Raw genomic sequence first — 15,026 nt, forward strand, 5'->3', positions numbered from 1 at the left:
AATTACAATGCGATTTTATTAAATTTAATGTCATTTCTGCAAAGAGATGACATTTTATTTTTAAAATCAGAATATTTTGGATTTATATTCCTTTTTTCATTATTGGTCTACTTAGAGCGATTCAATCTTTTTGATATATTTATTAATATCTTATTTAAATAGTTTTATCAAATCTTATATCAATAGAAAAAAGAGTAATCCTAATTAAATAGATTTTATTAAGTGTACAAAATGTTTTTTTATTATTGTGTAAATAAGAGATCATATTAGCCAATTAAGTTTTATCTATTTCTATTTATTCTTTATATTTTTTTAATTTTTTATAAAAAAAAGATTTATATAAAAAAATATGCTATAATTAAAAAAATAATTGTTATTCATCATTTCTATCAAGAACACATTAACAAAAAATATTTGATTTAGAAAGTGTGAAAAAAATGAAAAAAATAATGATATTATTAAGTTCGATAAGTTTATTTGTCCCATCGACAAATATGTTGGTTTCTTGTTCTAAAGCAAAAAACCCAAAAAAAGAAACAAAAAATGATGTTAAATTTGAAAAATCAGATTACACTGTTTTGCTTGGAAGAACAATTAGTGTTAATATTTCTAATTTTGCAGATTTAGTAAAAGGTGAATACACTAAAAATTGTAGTGTTATTATTGATAATCCTGCGATTGCAAAATATGTTGATACACAAAAAAATCAAACTAATAAAAATTACCAAACAATTCAATTAAGTGGAACCGGTGCGGGAACTACAAAAGTAACAGTTAAATTTACAAATTTGGAAACCACAGACATTAAAGAAGGATCATTTAACATAACAGTTATGGATTTTTCACAATATAAAGTTACTTGGGATATAGATAAAAAAACAATTGACCCACTTGCTGAAAAAATAAAGGTAGGAAACTTAACAGATTATCAAAAATTTTCAAACTTAGACTATAAAGACTTTACAATCAATATGAAATCAAAAGATGAAGAAAATACAGATATTAATTACTTATTAAATGGTTGCGAAGTTGAAGAAAATGGAGATATATATGTTAATGTTAACTATTCACACTTACCAAATCTATCAGGTAAAGATGAAGAATACAAGCTCGGTACAGTTACCTTCACATTATTAAACACCTCGGCAAATTATACTTCAAATACAGGAGATATTACCTTTAATCCTTTTAAAGGAGTTAGAACTTTTACAATAGAAAAATCTAATAATGATGATATTGATTTTAAGGTTAAAAAAGACTATGATTTTACTGTTAAATTTAAAGATAATATTCCTTTTAGTGATATCCAAAAATCTAAACCAAAAATAACTTTTAGTAACAATAGTGATGGTGATTTTACTGCAACTCCAAGTTATTCTCAACAGCAAGATGACGTATCTTTTACTCTTAATATTAAATTTACGGCCCCAACATTAAGTTATGCACATGGGAATATTACAATAGATATTCGTTTTAGTTCGGGTCACTTTGTTTATTATGCAAATCAAAGCTTTAATTACAAAGAAAATAGATTTAGCCCTGGAGGTAAATATGACAAACCCTCAGATACTGATATAGGCTATACTAGTAAATATTCATCTACTAATAATGCATTTGATGATTGGCAAACAGATAAGCCAGCACCCCAATCTATAACTATTACAACATCAGCTAATTTAGATGATATCACAAAAGCTGGATATACATATAAAGATACATTAACAATTGCAGATAATCCAAAAAATAATGATGATGACTATTATAGTTGGAGTATCCTTAAAAACCTTGATCTTTCAAAAGAGGATAATGCTAAAATTTTTAAGGCTTTAGATTCAAAAACTTCTTTTTCAAAAATAGCAGCCTTTTCAATTGATAACATTTCAGTTGGGACTGATAATAATCTAACTTTAAATATTAATAAGCTAACAGATCAAGTAAATAAAGGAAAAATCCATTTTGTTTCTAGATTTTATGATAAAGTTGGAAATGTATGTTGTGCAACAGCTGTTTTTAATTATGCAGCCTCTGGTACAATAGCAAACAATGTAAAATTCACAAGAGGTTCAATTCCATACAATGGAGTAGATGGAACAACAAATCAGGGAGACACATTATCTAATTCAATTCATTTAACAGATGAAGATCTATCTTTTGATACATTTAGTGTTTCTGCTGATAACAAAGATAAGCTAGCAAATGCTGCAATATCAAGCGATAAAACAGATATATTAGCAGTTGAAAATAATTTAGAAAAAAAAGATGACAATTATTATATTAAAATGAAACTTATTGGTCAAAAAGGAAAAGATGTAGAACAAGGCAAAATAACACTAACACTAACAAGTGATGGAAATTCCTTTACATTAGATATTTATTATGGAACATATGTTGGAAAAGATGCTAGCTCAGGAAATTATGAAATTTCAAACACACAAACTTCTGGGTCTGTAAATTATTTTGTTAGTAAAAATGCTGAAAATAGATCAATTGGTGTTACTTATCAATTTGACTTTAGTGTAGATAGTGCTCCTAATTTAGAATTTGCAGATGGTTATAATTATTCTGGTAGTGAATCACCATTTATGTTTAACAATAACTGGAGTATGGTTGGAAATGTTACTTTTGATGGTGATATAAATGTAATTGGAAGAGGAGTTATTTCTGTTTCTTATGCAAACATTATTTATGGAAACATATTATTCAAAGGAAACGTTAATTATTTTGCAAGTAATGATAACTCTTCTGAAGCGTCTGGTGTTATAAGTGAACAATATGGAGGCATTAAATTTAACGCCTCAAGAATATCAGAAGATAAAAAAATTAATTTCATGAAGGATGTTAATATTTATGCTTCTTCACTTTCAGGATCTGGTACTGGATTAATTAACACAATTACAACCGGCATTATTGGTCAGGTAAATGTTGAAGGTTCTGTAAATATCACTAATGCATCAAATATTTTCGAATCTGTCGGAGTTATATTTTCAAAAAGTGAGTGCTATTATGAAAACTTAGGTTTTGATAATCTGAAGGGATTAACTATTAAACATAATGCAACCATAAATGATAGCGATAGTATTAATCTTGATAGTAGTGCAATAATTTGAAATTGTGATAACTTTTATTCCCCAAATGCAGTTATAAATATTCTTGGGGAGGCAGGTTTTAAGTCATCTCGAGGGACTGGACCTCTAATTTCATCTTTTTCCAACTCCAGTGACAATGGTATGATTTTTGCAATTAAAGAGGTTACAGTCCATTCTTGAATTCATAATAATGATACTGATCCTGTTGTTAAATTATTAACATCATATGGAAAATATTCTGATATTACTGTTAATATTGGTGATAAATCAAAAAAAATTGACGGCGCTTCAGCCTTTGTATTAAAAATATTTGAATATAAATATTGATTCCCAGGAAATATTTTTGATAATTAAAAATTAGTAGTCAAAAATTGTCTATGTGATTATAATTTATAGAGGTTATTAAGTTATTAAAAAAAATTTTAACAATAAACACAATATCATTATTAGATAGAATGTATAATTTCTATGATAATGTACTTATCTATTTTTTTAGATGTATCCTCAGACAAAATAATTTCAATTATGTATACATTATTGGGATTATTTTTTAGTTTTTGATAATACTTATAATTTTATTGTATTTATATCTTTTCAATAATAAAGAGTCAAAAAATACAACAATATGATGATTAACTAATAAACAAATAATGCAAAAGATTTATTTATTTTAGCACATACAATACTAGAAATTATCTTATCATATAATAGTATTTTTATTTTTAAAACCTTCATTCATTTTGAAATAATGTAAAATAACTGCGCTAGAGTACAATTTATTTATTTATTAAAAAGGTGTTAGTTATCTATAAAACCATATATAAAGAAAAATTATGTTATTATTAAGTTATGAAAAATAATTACAAACATTTAAATAAGATAGCACTAATTTACCATTTAATATATACAACAATTATTATTGCTTTAATAATAATATTCTTTATATTTATAAATGAAATCTACAAAGCCAATATTTCTAAAATAAGCATATTTAATTTTGTTGTTATTATTACATTATTATCTATATTTTTTGTAGTTTATTTTTTATTATCTATATTTTTATTATATATAATTTATAAGCAATATATAATTGAAGACAAATTTAAGTACATCACAGCTTTATTCTTTTTAAACCCGTTTATAATTTTTTTAGAAAAAAAACATAAGGTTGAAGAATATCATCAAAATAGATTTTCAATAATAAGAACATCAATTTTAATGGGAATTTTTCTTGGTCTTTATTGCATTAGTTTCTTAATTGTGAGTTTTATTGTTTTACCAGAATTCATTGAAATCCCAGTTGGTTATATATTACTTATATATTTTGCTTTCTATAATAAGTTTAGATATTCACTATCATTATCAATTATTTGTTCAGTTTTAACAATATTTTTTCCAGGTGTATATGTTCTAAATCCCTTTCAATATTACTTAGACTATGGCTTTTGTATAATCGCTTGCAGCTTTGTAAGTTTGTTCAAATTTGAAGAAGAAGATAAAAAATTATCAACTTATTATTGAATACTTATAATATTAACAATTTCTGTAATATTTTATATATCAAGAATAACTTCAGGGATTATGTATTGATTTTCAGATGATTATGTAATGTTGAATAGATTTTCATATTCAATAATTTTTAATGCCTTTAATGTAATTTGTGATTTTTGCATATTTATAGCCATTGTGCCAATCTTATGTCATCGTTTGAATCAAAAAATGTGATTTTTAAATTAAAATTATTAGAAAAAATTAAATTTCTATTTTAAAATAGGGATTTTTTTAAAATTTTAAAATCTATTAGTATATAATATAATTATTGAAAAAAGAAGCAAGCGCTCACCATTATGAAAAAGAAATGGTTTTGATGAATTAAGTTTATATTTTATTTATATTTTTATTCTCAGAATGTGCCTGTTTTTTATTTCAAAGACGCACATTTTTATTTTTTAAAATAACCGGAGGTTTAATGGTTGAAGAACGAGAAAAAGAAAAAGGGGATATAGTTAATGGTCAGATACGAGCATTTGATATTCTAATTATTGAAGAAGATGGTTCAAAGGTTGGACCTTTACAAAGATCTAAGGCTTTAGAATATGCAAGGGAAAAGAATTTAGACCTCTTGCAGGTTGGTCATCAAGACAAAAAGACTGCAATAGCTAAAATCCTTGATTATGGAAAATTCAAGTATGAACAAAAGCGCAAGGCAAAAGTAAACAAACAAAAACAAGTAAAAGTCGAAAACAAAGAAATAAGGCTAACTGTTAGTATTGGTGCTCATGATATGGACACAAAGGCAAGAAAAGCTCGTGAATTTTTAGAAAGTGGCGATCGTGTCAAAATTTCTTTAAAATTTAAAGGACGAGAAATAACCCACTTTGAATATGGACAAGAAACTCTTAATAAGTTTTTCTCTAGATTAGAAGACATTGCAAAAATTGAAAAAGAGGCTAAATTAACAAGTAGATTTTTAGATATGTATATTGTTCCAAAAAAAGATAAGTAAACATAAATAAGATAATAAATAGGTAAGGAAATGGAGATATTTATGCCAAAAATGAAAACAAAATCAGCTCTTAAAAAAAGAGTTAAGTTAACTGGTAACGGTAAATTAAAAAGAAGTAAAGCATATCGTAGCCACTTGGCCCAAAATAAATCAACAAAACAAAAAAGACACTTAGAAAAAGCTACATTTGTGTCTAAAAGTGATATGAAAAGATTGAAAGGGTTATTACAAGGCTAATCTTGTAGAAATGAGGTAATTTATGGCCAGAGTTAAATTTGGAAAAGTAACAAGAAAAAGAAGAAAACGTTGGATAAAAGCTGCTCGTGGTTATTTTGGAACTAAAAAAAGTAGTTTTAAGAAGGCACATGAACAAGTAATTAGATCATATGCCTATGCTTTTGTGGGAAGAAAACAAAAGAAACGTGATTTTAGAAGACTTTGAATAGTTAGGGTTAATGCTGCTGTAAGGGAATATGGATTAAGTTATTCAAAATTTATGAATGGTATTAAACTAGCAAACATTGATATTAATAGAAAAATGCTTTCAGAATTGGCGATTAATCAACCAAGTGATTTTGCAAAAATAGTTGATGCTGCAAAAAAAGCATTAGAAAAAAAATAATAGTTAGAAGTATGTTTTAAAATGCCTTATATTGATAAAGATAATAATATAATTTTTGAACTTGAAGATATGGAATGGGCATGAACTAATGCAATTGATTTAATAGATGTTGATGATAAATCATTAAAAATGTGTTATTTGTGCAAATTTGTTATGAAAAAAGATGATTATTATCAAGATAGTAAAAATGAAACTGGGTGGGTCATAGATTTTATTAATTCTTCAAAATTGAAAAAAAATTATAATTCTTATTCTAATATCATTGCAATTCATTACAATTGCTTCAAAGCAGATATTAAAACAAAGGCTAACATGTCAAAAGTTATTAAAAGAATAAAAACTCTTATTTGAAAAAATATTACAGAAGAGGATCTTAAAAATGACTAAAGCATTAATTGTTGTTGATTATCAATTTGACTTCGCCGATCCTCAAGGAACACTATATGTTCCTGGTGGTGAACTGTTAAAAGATAAAATAATAGCTAGAATAAAAGAATATCGTGAAAATAATAATTTAGTAATTTTTTCGCAAGATTGACATCCCTTAGAACATATATCTTTTAAAGAATGACCTGTTCATTGTGTCAGGGATACATTAGGGGCTCAACTTTGTATTGCCCCAAATCCAGATGATTTGGTAATTAAAAAGGGAATAAATATTAATGAAGATAGTTATTCTGCTTTTTATATTGGAAAAAATATTAAATCTGCTTTGAACAACTTTTTATTAAAGAATAAAATTAATGAATTAGAAATTTGTGGACTTGCACTTGATATATGTGTAAATGCTACTTATTTAGATGCACTAAGATTTAAATATAAAGCATCGGTTAATTTAGAACTCTCAAAACCAATTGATAAAAATTTTATATTAGGCAAATAATTTTAACCCCTGGAAAATAAGGTCTTCAATAAAATTATATTGATTATATTTAATCAAGCTTAATACCTTATAGCAATTTCCACCAGTGAATACAACATCCTTGATGTTGTATTTTTCTTTTATTTTTTTTATCATTGCATCAATCATATAAAAATGAGAATTAACGATTCCTATTGTTAATGCATCATTTGTATTTTTTCCAATCAGGTCTTCAGTCTCCTTTCATGGCACTTCACTTAATAAATTTGCATTAGAAAATAAGGATTTTGCTCCAATTTCTATTCCAGGTGATATTGTTGCTCCTTTAAAAATACCATTTTTAACTAAAAAAAATGTTGTTGCGGTCCCCATAGAAATACACAGATAATCACTTTTTTTCATAGCGTTTATTGCAATAAAATTAGCTATAAAGTCACCACCAATTTGTGTTTTATCATCAATATCTAATAATTTTTCGTCCAAATCCTTATATGTTACTTTTTTAGCCTCAATACCTAATTCTCTTGCTAAATTAATTATAATTTCGTCATACATCAACACTACACAAGAATATATAATTTTATTTATTTTCATACCCTTCAAATAATCAAGGTAAACTTTATAATTTTGATAAAAAACATTAGATGTATTAGGACGTAACAATTTTTCTATTTTACCATCACCTAATACTCTAAAATCAACTGTTGAATTTCCAATGTCTATTAATAATGTTTTCATATCTTTCACTATTAATATTATATAAAATATTTACAAGTAATTGTCTTTTATGTAATAAAATATAGCATAAAAGACAGATACCATTTTTTAAATTAATAATAAAAAACCAGTATTTTATACTGGTTTTTTATTTTAAATGAGGTATTTAATTTACTTGTCCATTGAATCTAATTCAACAGTATATTGATCTTTCAATTCCTCTAGTTCAGAAATTTCATTTTCAATTTCTTCAACTAGTTCAGTAACTTTTTCAATTTTTTCCTCTTTTTTAGCTTCAAGTTCTTGGTCTATTGCACCAATTTCTTCTTGAATTTCATCGATTTTTCCTCTTTCAGCCATATTATTCTCCTTTCATAATCACCTTTTTATTTTACCACTTTTTTTATATTTTTAATAAAAAATACACTAAAATATGTTATTTGAAAAAAATCCTATATTTATATTGATTTACAAGTAAAATATATACATAAGGATTTAAATATGAAAAAACTTAATAAAGTAGTAGTTCCAATCAAAAAAGATGATTGGATAAAAGATAGTAGTGGTGATTTTAATATTACTGCTAAAATAGAGTCTTTTACTAAAACCGGGGAATTTTTATCAGTTCTTAACCAGCGGTTATCATATAATAAAGATGTTATATATTGATATGAAGATGAAAATAGTGAATTTGTGCGATTTGTAGATGATAATTTTAAAAAAAGTAATGGTTATAATACAAATATTGATTTAGATTATTTAATCGCTAGATGTCACGCTTCATTTAAAAATGAATACACTAAATCAGAACTTTTTTCAAAGTCTTTTGTGAAAGCGTTAAATGATAATAAATTTGTTGATAACATTTTATCAAAATTATTGAGAGAAGTAAGTTCTTCTTCTCCAGAGGGAGAGATGTTAGAGTCAATGTTGCTTTGAGACCAAGAAAAACAAATTGATGAAAAAAATATTATAAAATTATGAAAATATTCTTTTTTAGAGGAATACTATCAAAAGTACGATGGAATTTTAAACACTAAATTAGACATTTTTCTAAACAAGGCAATTAATGATATTTACGAAAGGTCAGAAAGGTGTGTAGAAGAATTAGAATCAAATCACGCTTTTAGGTTTGTTTTCATTGATATTTTTACAATTGATAACACATCATTTCTAGAAGAATATTTACGTCAAAGATATATAGATGATAAATTAGAAGAATCACAGGTATTATTAATGCAATTAATTATGGCCTGTATAATAGATTCTGTAAGCAATAATATCGCTATTATAGTTAGAGAGCTATGATTCTTTTATGGTTTTTTTATCCAATCAAATCCGGTTATGCATGACGAATTAATTGATATTTATACAACATTTTTGGTTAGATTACATGATAAAATAATAAATGAATCTAATAAATATATCAATTTAAAAAATTTTGGATTTAATAATTTAAAAGAACTTGCAAAATTTATTAATACCGAAGAAAAAAATATTGCAAAAAGCATTTGTGATTATATAAGGCTTTATTTAATAGGTGTAAAAATTTTTAAATAAAAATAAAAAAGGGGTTGATGTTAATGTCTTTATGTAAATATGCAAAAGATTATAATAGTTATTGTTCAACATGTGGTTGTGATGCAACACCAGGTTATGAAAGAGAATGTGGTGATATAATTTGCTTATGCGAGTGTAATCCTGAGAAAAATATTTTGATTGCCATTGAAAATGAAAAGATATTTCAAATAACAGATTTTTGTCGTGCGCATTTTTCTTTGAGAATGGACCATACCGAATGACATAAATATCTAATTTTAAAAGGACAATTTAAAAAAAATCAAAATATTTTGATTGATTATAAGATAATATTTTCATTAAAAAAATGCGATAACTGTAGTCCTCATATTAAGAAAATAAAATTTGTTAATTATCCAAATGATTAGTTTTGACATCCATAGGTATATTAGAAATCAGTACAAATTCCTTATTAAGATTCTCTTGTATTTCTGGATTATTTTCTAACCGTTTAATATATTTAGGTTTGTAATATAGCTTGTATCATAATAGGCCAAATGTAAATGTTATAACAACCAATCCTATTTGAATTGTTGAACCAATAATAACTAATATATCATCATTTGAGATATTTTTCTGTGAGAGACAATATGCCAATGTTTTAATGTTACCTCTAAAAAATTCTTCAAATTGAAATACTAAAAACATAAATGCTAACGACCAAAGAAGAATTTCAAATCAATTTGATTTGATTTTTTTTGTAAATGAAAGCCTTAAGCATGTTAATATTACAGATAAATAAATAATTATTAAAATTAAACTAACTTCACCAGTAAATGATGAAAAAGCTAATACAGGGTTTTTATTGTTCATTAGGCCTTGAATAAAATCTGGTATCAAAAGAATAATAATTAAAAAAAGGATAGTAATTACAATGTTGAGTTTTATTGCTTTTTTTGGAATATTTTCTTCATCAAGTTCCTTATATCTTTCAGAAAAATATCCCTCACGTGAAAATGATTCAATCATTGCTCCAGAATATAGTGTCATTTGTGTAACAGAATTGCTTTTTAAAGAAAATGTACACAATAGCATAATAATGACACCAATCCAATTAATTCATTTATTTGTTTTATCACCTAAGATTTTAAAAATTTGTAAATTTGGGTTAGAAGAATAATGAGCTGAAAGTGCTCCTAAAAATATAATTGTTACAATAATGTAAAAAGCTGTCGAAAGAACCATAACAATAATTACAGATTTACCAATATTTTTTTCTGGATTAACAACATTTTGACCCATTGTAGCATATGTTTCAAATCCTAAGAAGAAAAAGAAAGATGATGTAAATGCTGTTGTAAAACTGTGTAGTTCTATTGAAGAATGAGAAACATTATCATTAATATTTGTTTTTGCATCCATACAAAAAAGAATAATTGCCGCAATTATCAAAATACCAGTAGATCCTCATTTAATATAACTTGATCAGTTTAGTCACTTTTTTAAAAATTTAATTCCAAAAAAAAGAATTGATGCTGACAATAAATATACAAAGACACCAACACTATCTCAAAAAAGATTAGACCAGTTACCAAATATCGATGCAGCATCTAAAAATGTGTCAGATCCAACAAAATTAGATCTTATCATTGAAACCAATTGCGATGTTATTATTATTGGTGTAGTTGTATATTGAGCAAATAAAACTAAAAAACCAGCATAACTTCCTCAGGATGTTCTTATATAAATATAAGCCCCTCCATTTCCAGATTTATGCGTCTGTGACATTCGATTATATGCCCATCCACAAATTCCTGCCATTAAACCATCAAGTGCAAAAATTCACACAAGATTAATACCTAGCCCATACCCACTTCCATCTTGAGCAATTAGCATTGTTGCAAAGACTAATGTAAATGCAATACTACATATAAAATTAAAACCCATTCATATTAATTCTTTTAAATTAAACTTTTTTTCAATATTATCCACTATATATTTTCCTTTTATTTTTATTTATATTCATTAAACTATAAATAATGTCAATAAAAATATTATATCAAAGAAATATATATGTTTTTAAAAAAAGTGTGCAATAAGGTGAAAATAATTTTCAAGAAGAAATTTTAATAAAAAGAGTGTAATTTTAAATAATAAATATATAATAATATTGTAAAAAAATTGTTAATTTTAAGTTTGAATTTGTAATAAAAATGAAATTATTTTTAAAATCAAAAAATAGAAATATTTTCATCTTGATGTTATTAAACCTAATTTCAATTGTAAGTGGCAATTTAACATTCAGATATGATATAATAAAAAAAGAACAAAAATTAATTATTGTATTAGTAGAGAAGGTGCATTGTTTATGAGTACAAATGCTGATAATACGAGTTTTAGTGGCTCAAAAATATTTAAAAAAGGAAGTGTCTGGTTTGTTGACTTTCCAGGAACCCAAAAATTTATTGAATATTTGGATAATAAATTATTACATGAATATGTTATTTGACAACAAGTTGGTCAAAATAAAAGTCTTTTAAGAACAATGGACACTAGACTAAAGAAAGTTAATGTGTCAAAATTATATAGTAATAAAAAAGTAAATTCATTAGTTGTTAAAGCACACGATGCTTATAAAGAACTTATAATTGAAATGAATTGGGATGAGGAAATTTCATTTTTACAAGCGATGAAATCAACACGATTTGGTTACTTTTATTACAAACAATTTCAGAAAAAATTTAGGCCTTGATTTAGCGCCGAAGAACACGAAGCATATTTTTGTGGAAGACAAAATTTAAATAAAGACTACTCAAACTCCATTTTTGGTAAACATTGAATGAACATAATTGATAGAAAGAATGTTATTAATTTCTTAAATTTATCTGGAGAAAATAAAAAAGAGGACTATGTAAAATTTTTTAATGAACAAATTTTAGAAATAAAAAATGATTTAAAAAAACAAAATGAAAAATTTTTTCCAAATTTAGATCGACAAATTCTAAATAGAACTACATATAAAAAATTAGGAATTAGTATTGAAATGTTAAACAAACCAGTATTTTTTGATATTGAATTAATAACTTCAAGAATTTTTAAAAAATATTATACACCAGAGTTTCATAAAAAGTTATTTATATTTAAAATTTATGATTTTATTTGAAATATATATTTTTGTATCCAAAATTTAATTAAAAATGTTATTGAATCTGAACATGAAAAAATTCAATATATTGAAGATAATATCGAAATAATTGGTAGGGTTGTTGTTAATTACTTTATTAAATCTATAGGAGATATAATATATTATTTAAAAGAATTTAGAAAGGAATCTGAAATTAAAAGTTTAAAAGAATTTGTATATAACCTTGAATTATTAGATAACGAATACCTTCAAAAAATAGGTAAAATATTGTGTAACACTCTAGAATTGTGGCTTGCTAAAAAAACAAGTAAATAAATTTATTTTTGATATAATAATATGTATAAGGATGGAAATTTTAATATGGATTATATTAATCAGTCATATTTGCAGTTAGTAAGTAAAGTAAAAGGTGCAAAAATTAAACTAAATACTTATTCAGATGAATTCGTTGAGTTACTTAACAAAAAACTTGGTGCAAAATTTATAAAATTACATAAAACAAGTGAAAAAAATGGATATATTTGTTGTTTTGATAAGAGACTAAAGCGTGTTACAGTCGCTTTAACAAATAAATATATTGATAAATTATTGGCAAAAACTCATGCTAATTTTATTAGAATATTAAATGAAAAATCATGAGGGATAGAGTCAACTTTTTTAAAGGCAATTAAATTTACAAATTTTGCAGAAGAATATTATTTAACCTTTAAGAGAACTGGGAAGCCTATTGTTACTAGAAAAGTTTGAACAAATTATATGAATGGACATAGTTTTGCTCCATCAAGGTATATTATTTCTTTTTATGACATTTATTGAAAAAATTTACTAACTGCAAATGAACTTAGAAGAGTTTTTTCAACAATAAAAGATGAACTAAAATTTAATGATTTTTGTATCCAACAAAGTGAATATTGAGCTAAAGATTCACTGCCACATATAGAAAATCTTAATAGTTATTTAAAAAAGAAAAATCCATATAAAATATCTATTGATAACTTTGGTACTGTCCAACAAGTGTTATTATTTCCAGCAGTAATGGATCTTATTAAAATTGCAGATGAAATTAAAAGAAAATGTCGTTTAACAGAATTTCAAAAAAATATTATTGCTTTTAAGGGTTCACAAATATTTCGATGAGTATGTACATTTACTTGTGAGGTAATAACAGATAACACTTCTCCTAACATTGTCATTGAAGGTGATGTTAAAAAAGTTACCGATGATCTTATTGAAAGAACAAGGGATATACTTGAGCGGCACACTAATAATTTTTATGAAACTGTTGTTGCAGAGGTTCAAAAGATTAAATTACCAGAGGATGTATTAATTTGAGATAAACGTGTTAGTTATCTTTCTGAATGTGGTCAAGATTCTTACAATAAAATGGGGAAGGAAATTTGTTTATCTATTGAAGAATGGATAAATGAATTGTATGAGATACGTGAACTATCAAATAAATAAACTATGTAATTTCATTACTTATAGAATGGAAATATAAATGATTTTAAACGAAAAAAGTATAAATAAGTTTGTTTCTTTTTTTAAGAATAACGATTGTAAAAATGTAACGCTAATTGAAAAACAAGATATTTATTATTATATTGGTCAAAAGAAAGAATTTTATAATGATTTATTTTTAATTAATTTAATTAACAAACATGGAATCTTTATATCTACTTTTGTTCATTTGAACACATTAGAAAATATTTACTTGGTAAGAAATTTTGAAACAAAAATGTATTTTCGCTCAACATATATGATAAATTCTAATAAACAAATAGATCAAATATATAAAGACTATTCAAATTCTCATTCATTGGATGGACTTACTATTATTGAAGAAAATATGGACACTAAAATGCGCCAACTATTAAATTACTATGAGAAGTCAAATCCTGATGTTAGATATTTTTTTCTAGAAGTATTAACATATCCAAATTTAAATATTTGAAAAATGAAAAATGGTTTATTTATTGCTATTGATTCTGAAAAACAAATGTTAAAAGAAATATTGCCCTTTATATGTGATATTAATTTCTAATAATAGTCACAACATATTATAATTAATTAGATCCTTGGACTAAACCAAAAAATACTATTACCTTACTTGTATATTCATAGTTTTCTTTACTATTATTAATTTTTGTATGTTTTTTATTTTTATTTACGAAAAAAATGAAATATAAAATGACCAATAATAATTGGAATAAACATTAATGGTAATGAAAATCAGGCAAGGGATACTGGATTTGTAAATACAAATATCGGAATTCAAATAATTATAATGTTAGCCAAAGCTAAAAGTGATGTATATAATCATATAAGAGTTTTATTTACAAAATCTGTTGAATTAATAATTCAGTAATTAAAAAATAATATTCACAAAGAAAATTCCATTAATGACATTATAATTAGCACCATAAATGCTCAAGATTGCATTTTTACCCCCATTTTTTTTATAAACTTTATTTTAATTATACATAAAATGTAGCAAAATGTTGTTATATTTTATAAATAGGTTTATAATAATTATGTATTGTAATGTTTATTTCAATGCGTTTATTATAAGA

General features: G+C 24.7%; 16 protein-coding genes. 12 read left to right on the forward strand and 4 right to left on the reverse strand.

What is annotated here, in order from left to right; genetic code table 4:
* Positions 1–437 precede the first annotated feature (437 nt).
* The 7 genes from AAHM97_RS01450 to AAHM97_RS01480 all read left to right on the forward strand — a co-directional run bounded on the left by AAHM97_RS01450 (position 438) and on the right by AAHM97_RS01480 (position 7,097).
* Complete coding sequence (locus AAHM97_RS01450; RefSeq protein ID WP_342269179.1) at positions 438–3,440, forward strand: hypothetical protein; 3,003 nt, start codon at positions 438–440, stop codon at positions 3,438–3,440.
* A 495-nt stretch (positions 3,441–3,935) separates the two neighbouring features.
* Positions 3,936–4,823 carry an energy-coupled thiamine transporter ThiT gene (locus AAHM97_RS01455; RefSeq protein ID WP_342269180.1) on the forward strand — a complete coding sequence of 296 codons (888 nt, stop codon included), beginning with the start codon at positions 3,936–3,938 and terminating at the stop codon, positions 4,821–4,823.
* A gap of 232 nt (positions 4,824–5,055) precedes the next feature.
* Positions 5,056–5,592: a translation initiation factor IF-3 gene (gene infC / locus AAHM97_RS01460; protein WP_342269181.1), complete on the forward strand. Its 537-nt coding sequence runs from the start codon at positions 5,056–5,058 to the stop codon at positions 5,590–5,592.
* Between the two features lie 42 nt (positions 5,593–5,634).
* The gene (gene rpmI, locus AAHM97_RS01465) at positions 5,635–5,829 is read left to right on the forward strand and encodes a 50S ribosomal protein L35 (RefSeq protein WP_342269182.1); all 195 of its coding nucleotides are present in this window, start codon (positions 5,635–5,637) and stop codon (positions 5,827–5,829) included.
* A gap of 22 nt (positions 5,830–5,851) precedes the next feature.
* Entirely contained in the window at positions 5,852–6,214 is a 363-nt protein-coding gene (gene rplT / locus AAHM97_RS01470; protein WP_342269183.1) for a 50S ribosomal protein L20, read from the forward strand.
* 21 nt (positions 6,215–6,235) lie between these two features.
* On the forward strand, positions 6,236–6,601 hold the full coding sequence (locus tag AAHM97_RS01475; protein ID WP_342269184.1) for a hypothetical protein: 366 nt from the start codon (positions 6,236–6,238) through the stop codon (positions 6,599–6,601).
* On the forward strand, positions 6,594–7,097 hold the full coding sequence (locus tag AAHM97_RS01480; RefSeq protein ID WP_342269185.1) for an isochorismatase family protein: 504 nt from the start codon (positions 6,594–6,596) through the stop codon (positions 7,095–7,097). Before AAHM97_RS01475 ends, AAHM97_RS01480 begins: the two co-directional genes overlap by 8 nt.
* Here AAHM97_RS01480 and AAHM97_RS01485 read toward each other — a convergent pair.
* Both AAHM97_RS01485 and AAHM97_RS01490 read right to left on the reverse strand, forming a co-directional pair.
* On the reverse strand, positions 7,086–7,814 hold the full coding sequence (locus AAHM97_RS01485) for a type III pantothenate kinase (RefSeq protein ID WP_342269186.1): 729 nt from the start codon (positions 7,812–7,814) through the stop codon (positions 7,086–7,088). The genes AAHM97_RS01480 and AAHM97_RS01485 overlap by 12 nt on opposite strands.
* A 150-nt stretch (positions 7,815–7,964) precedes the next feature.
* Positions 7,965–8,153, reverse strand: coding sequence for a hypothetical protein (locus AAHM97_RS01490; RefSeq protein WP_342269187.1), 189 nt, complete (start codon positions 8,151–8,153; stop codon positions 7,965–7,967).
* A gap of 141 nt (positions 8,154–8,294) precedes the next feature.
* On the opposite strand from AAHM97_RS01490, the gene AAHM97_RS01495 reads away from it, so the two are divergent.
* Entirely contained in the window at positions 8,295–9,353 is a 1,059-nt protein-coding gene (locus AAHM97_RS01495) for a hypothetical protein (protein WP_342269188.1), read from the forward strand.
* Positions 9,354–9,376: 23 nt separating this feature from the next.
* Positions 9,377–9,739 (forward strand): hypothetical protein, encoded by a 363-nt coding sequence (locus AAHM97_RS01500; protein WP_342269189.1) that lies wholly within the window; start codon positions 9,377–9,379, stop codon positions 9,737–9,739.
* Here AAHM97_RS01500 and AAHM97_RS01505 read toward each other — a convergent pair.
* Positions 9,720–11,303, reverse strand: coding sequence for an amino acid permease (locus tag AAHM97_RS01505; protein WP_342269190.1), 1,584 nt, complete (start codon positions 11,301–11,303; stop codon positions 9,720–9,722). The genes AAHM97_RS01500 and AAHM97_RS01505 overlap by 20 nt on opposite strands.
* 376 nt (positions 11,304–11,679) lie before the next feature.
* Here AAHM97_RS01505 and AAHM97_RS01510 point away from each other — a divergent pair, with 376 nt between their 5' ends.
* From AAHM97_RS01510 to AAHM97_RS01520, 3 genes are read left to right on the forward strand one after another with little or no spacing between them, the layout of a single operon-like run.
* Positions 11,680–12,771, forward strand: coding sequence for a hypothetical protein (locus tag AAHM97_RS01510; protein WP_342269191.1), 1,092 nt, complete (start codon positions 11,680–11,682; stop codon positions 12,769–12,771).
* A 45-nt stretch (positions 12,772–12,816) separates the two neighbouring features.
* Positions 12,817–13,917: a hypothetical protein gene (locus tag AAHM97_RS01515; protein WP_342269192.1), complete on the forward strand. Its 1,101-nt coding sequence runs from the start codon at positions 12,817–12,819 to the stop codon at positions 13,915–13,917.
* A 37-nt stretch (positions 13,918–13,954) separates the two neighbouring features.
* Positions 13,955–14,497 (forward strand): hypothetical protein, encoded by a 543-nt coding sequence (locus tag AAHM97_RS01520; RefSeq protein WP_342269193.1) that lies wholly within the window; start codon positions 13,955–13,957, stop codon positions 14,495–14,497.
* Between the two features lie 119 nt (positions 14,498–14,616).
* On the opposite strand, the gene AAHM97_RS01525 is transcribed toward AAHM97_RS01520, so the two are convergent.
* Entirely contained in the window at positions 14,617–14,895 is a 279-nt protein-coding gene (locus tag AAHM97_RS01525; protein WP_342269194.1) for a hypothetical protein, read from the reverse strand.
* Between the last annotated feature and the right edge of the window lie 131 nt (positions 14,896–15,026).

It is taken from the genome of Spiroplasma endosymbiont of Aspidapion aeneum (assembly GCF_964031045.1).
Taxonomy (GTDB): Bacteria; Bacillota_I; Bacilli_A; order Mycoplasmatales; family Mycoplasmataceae.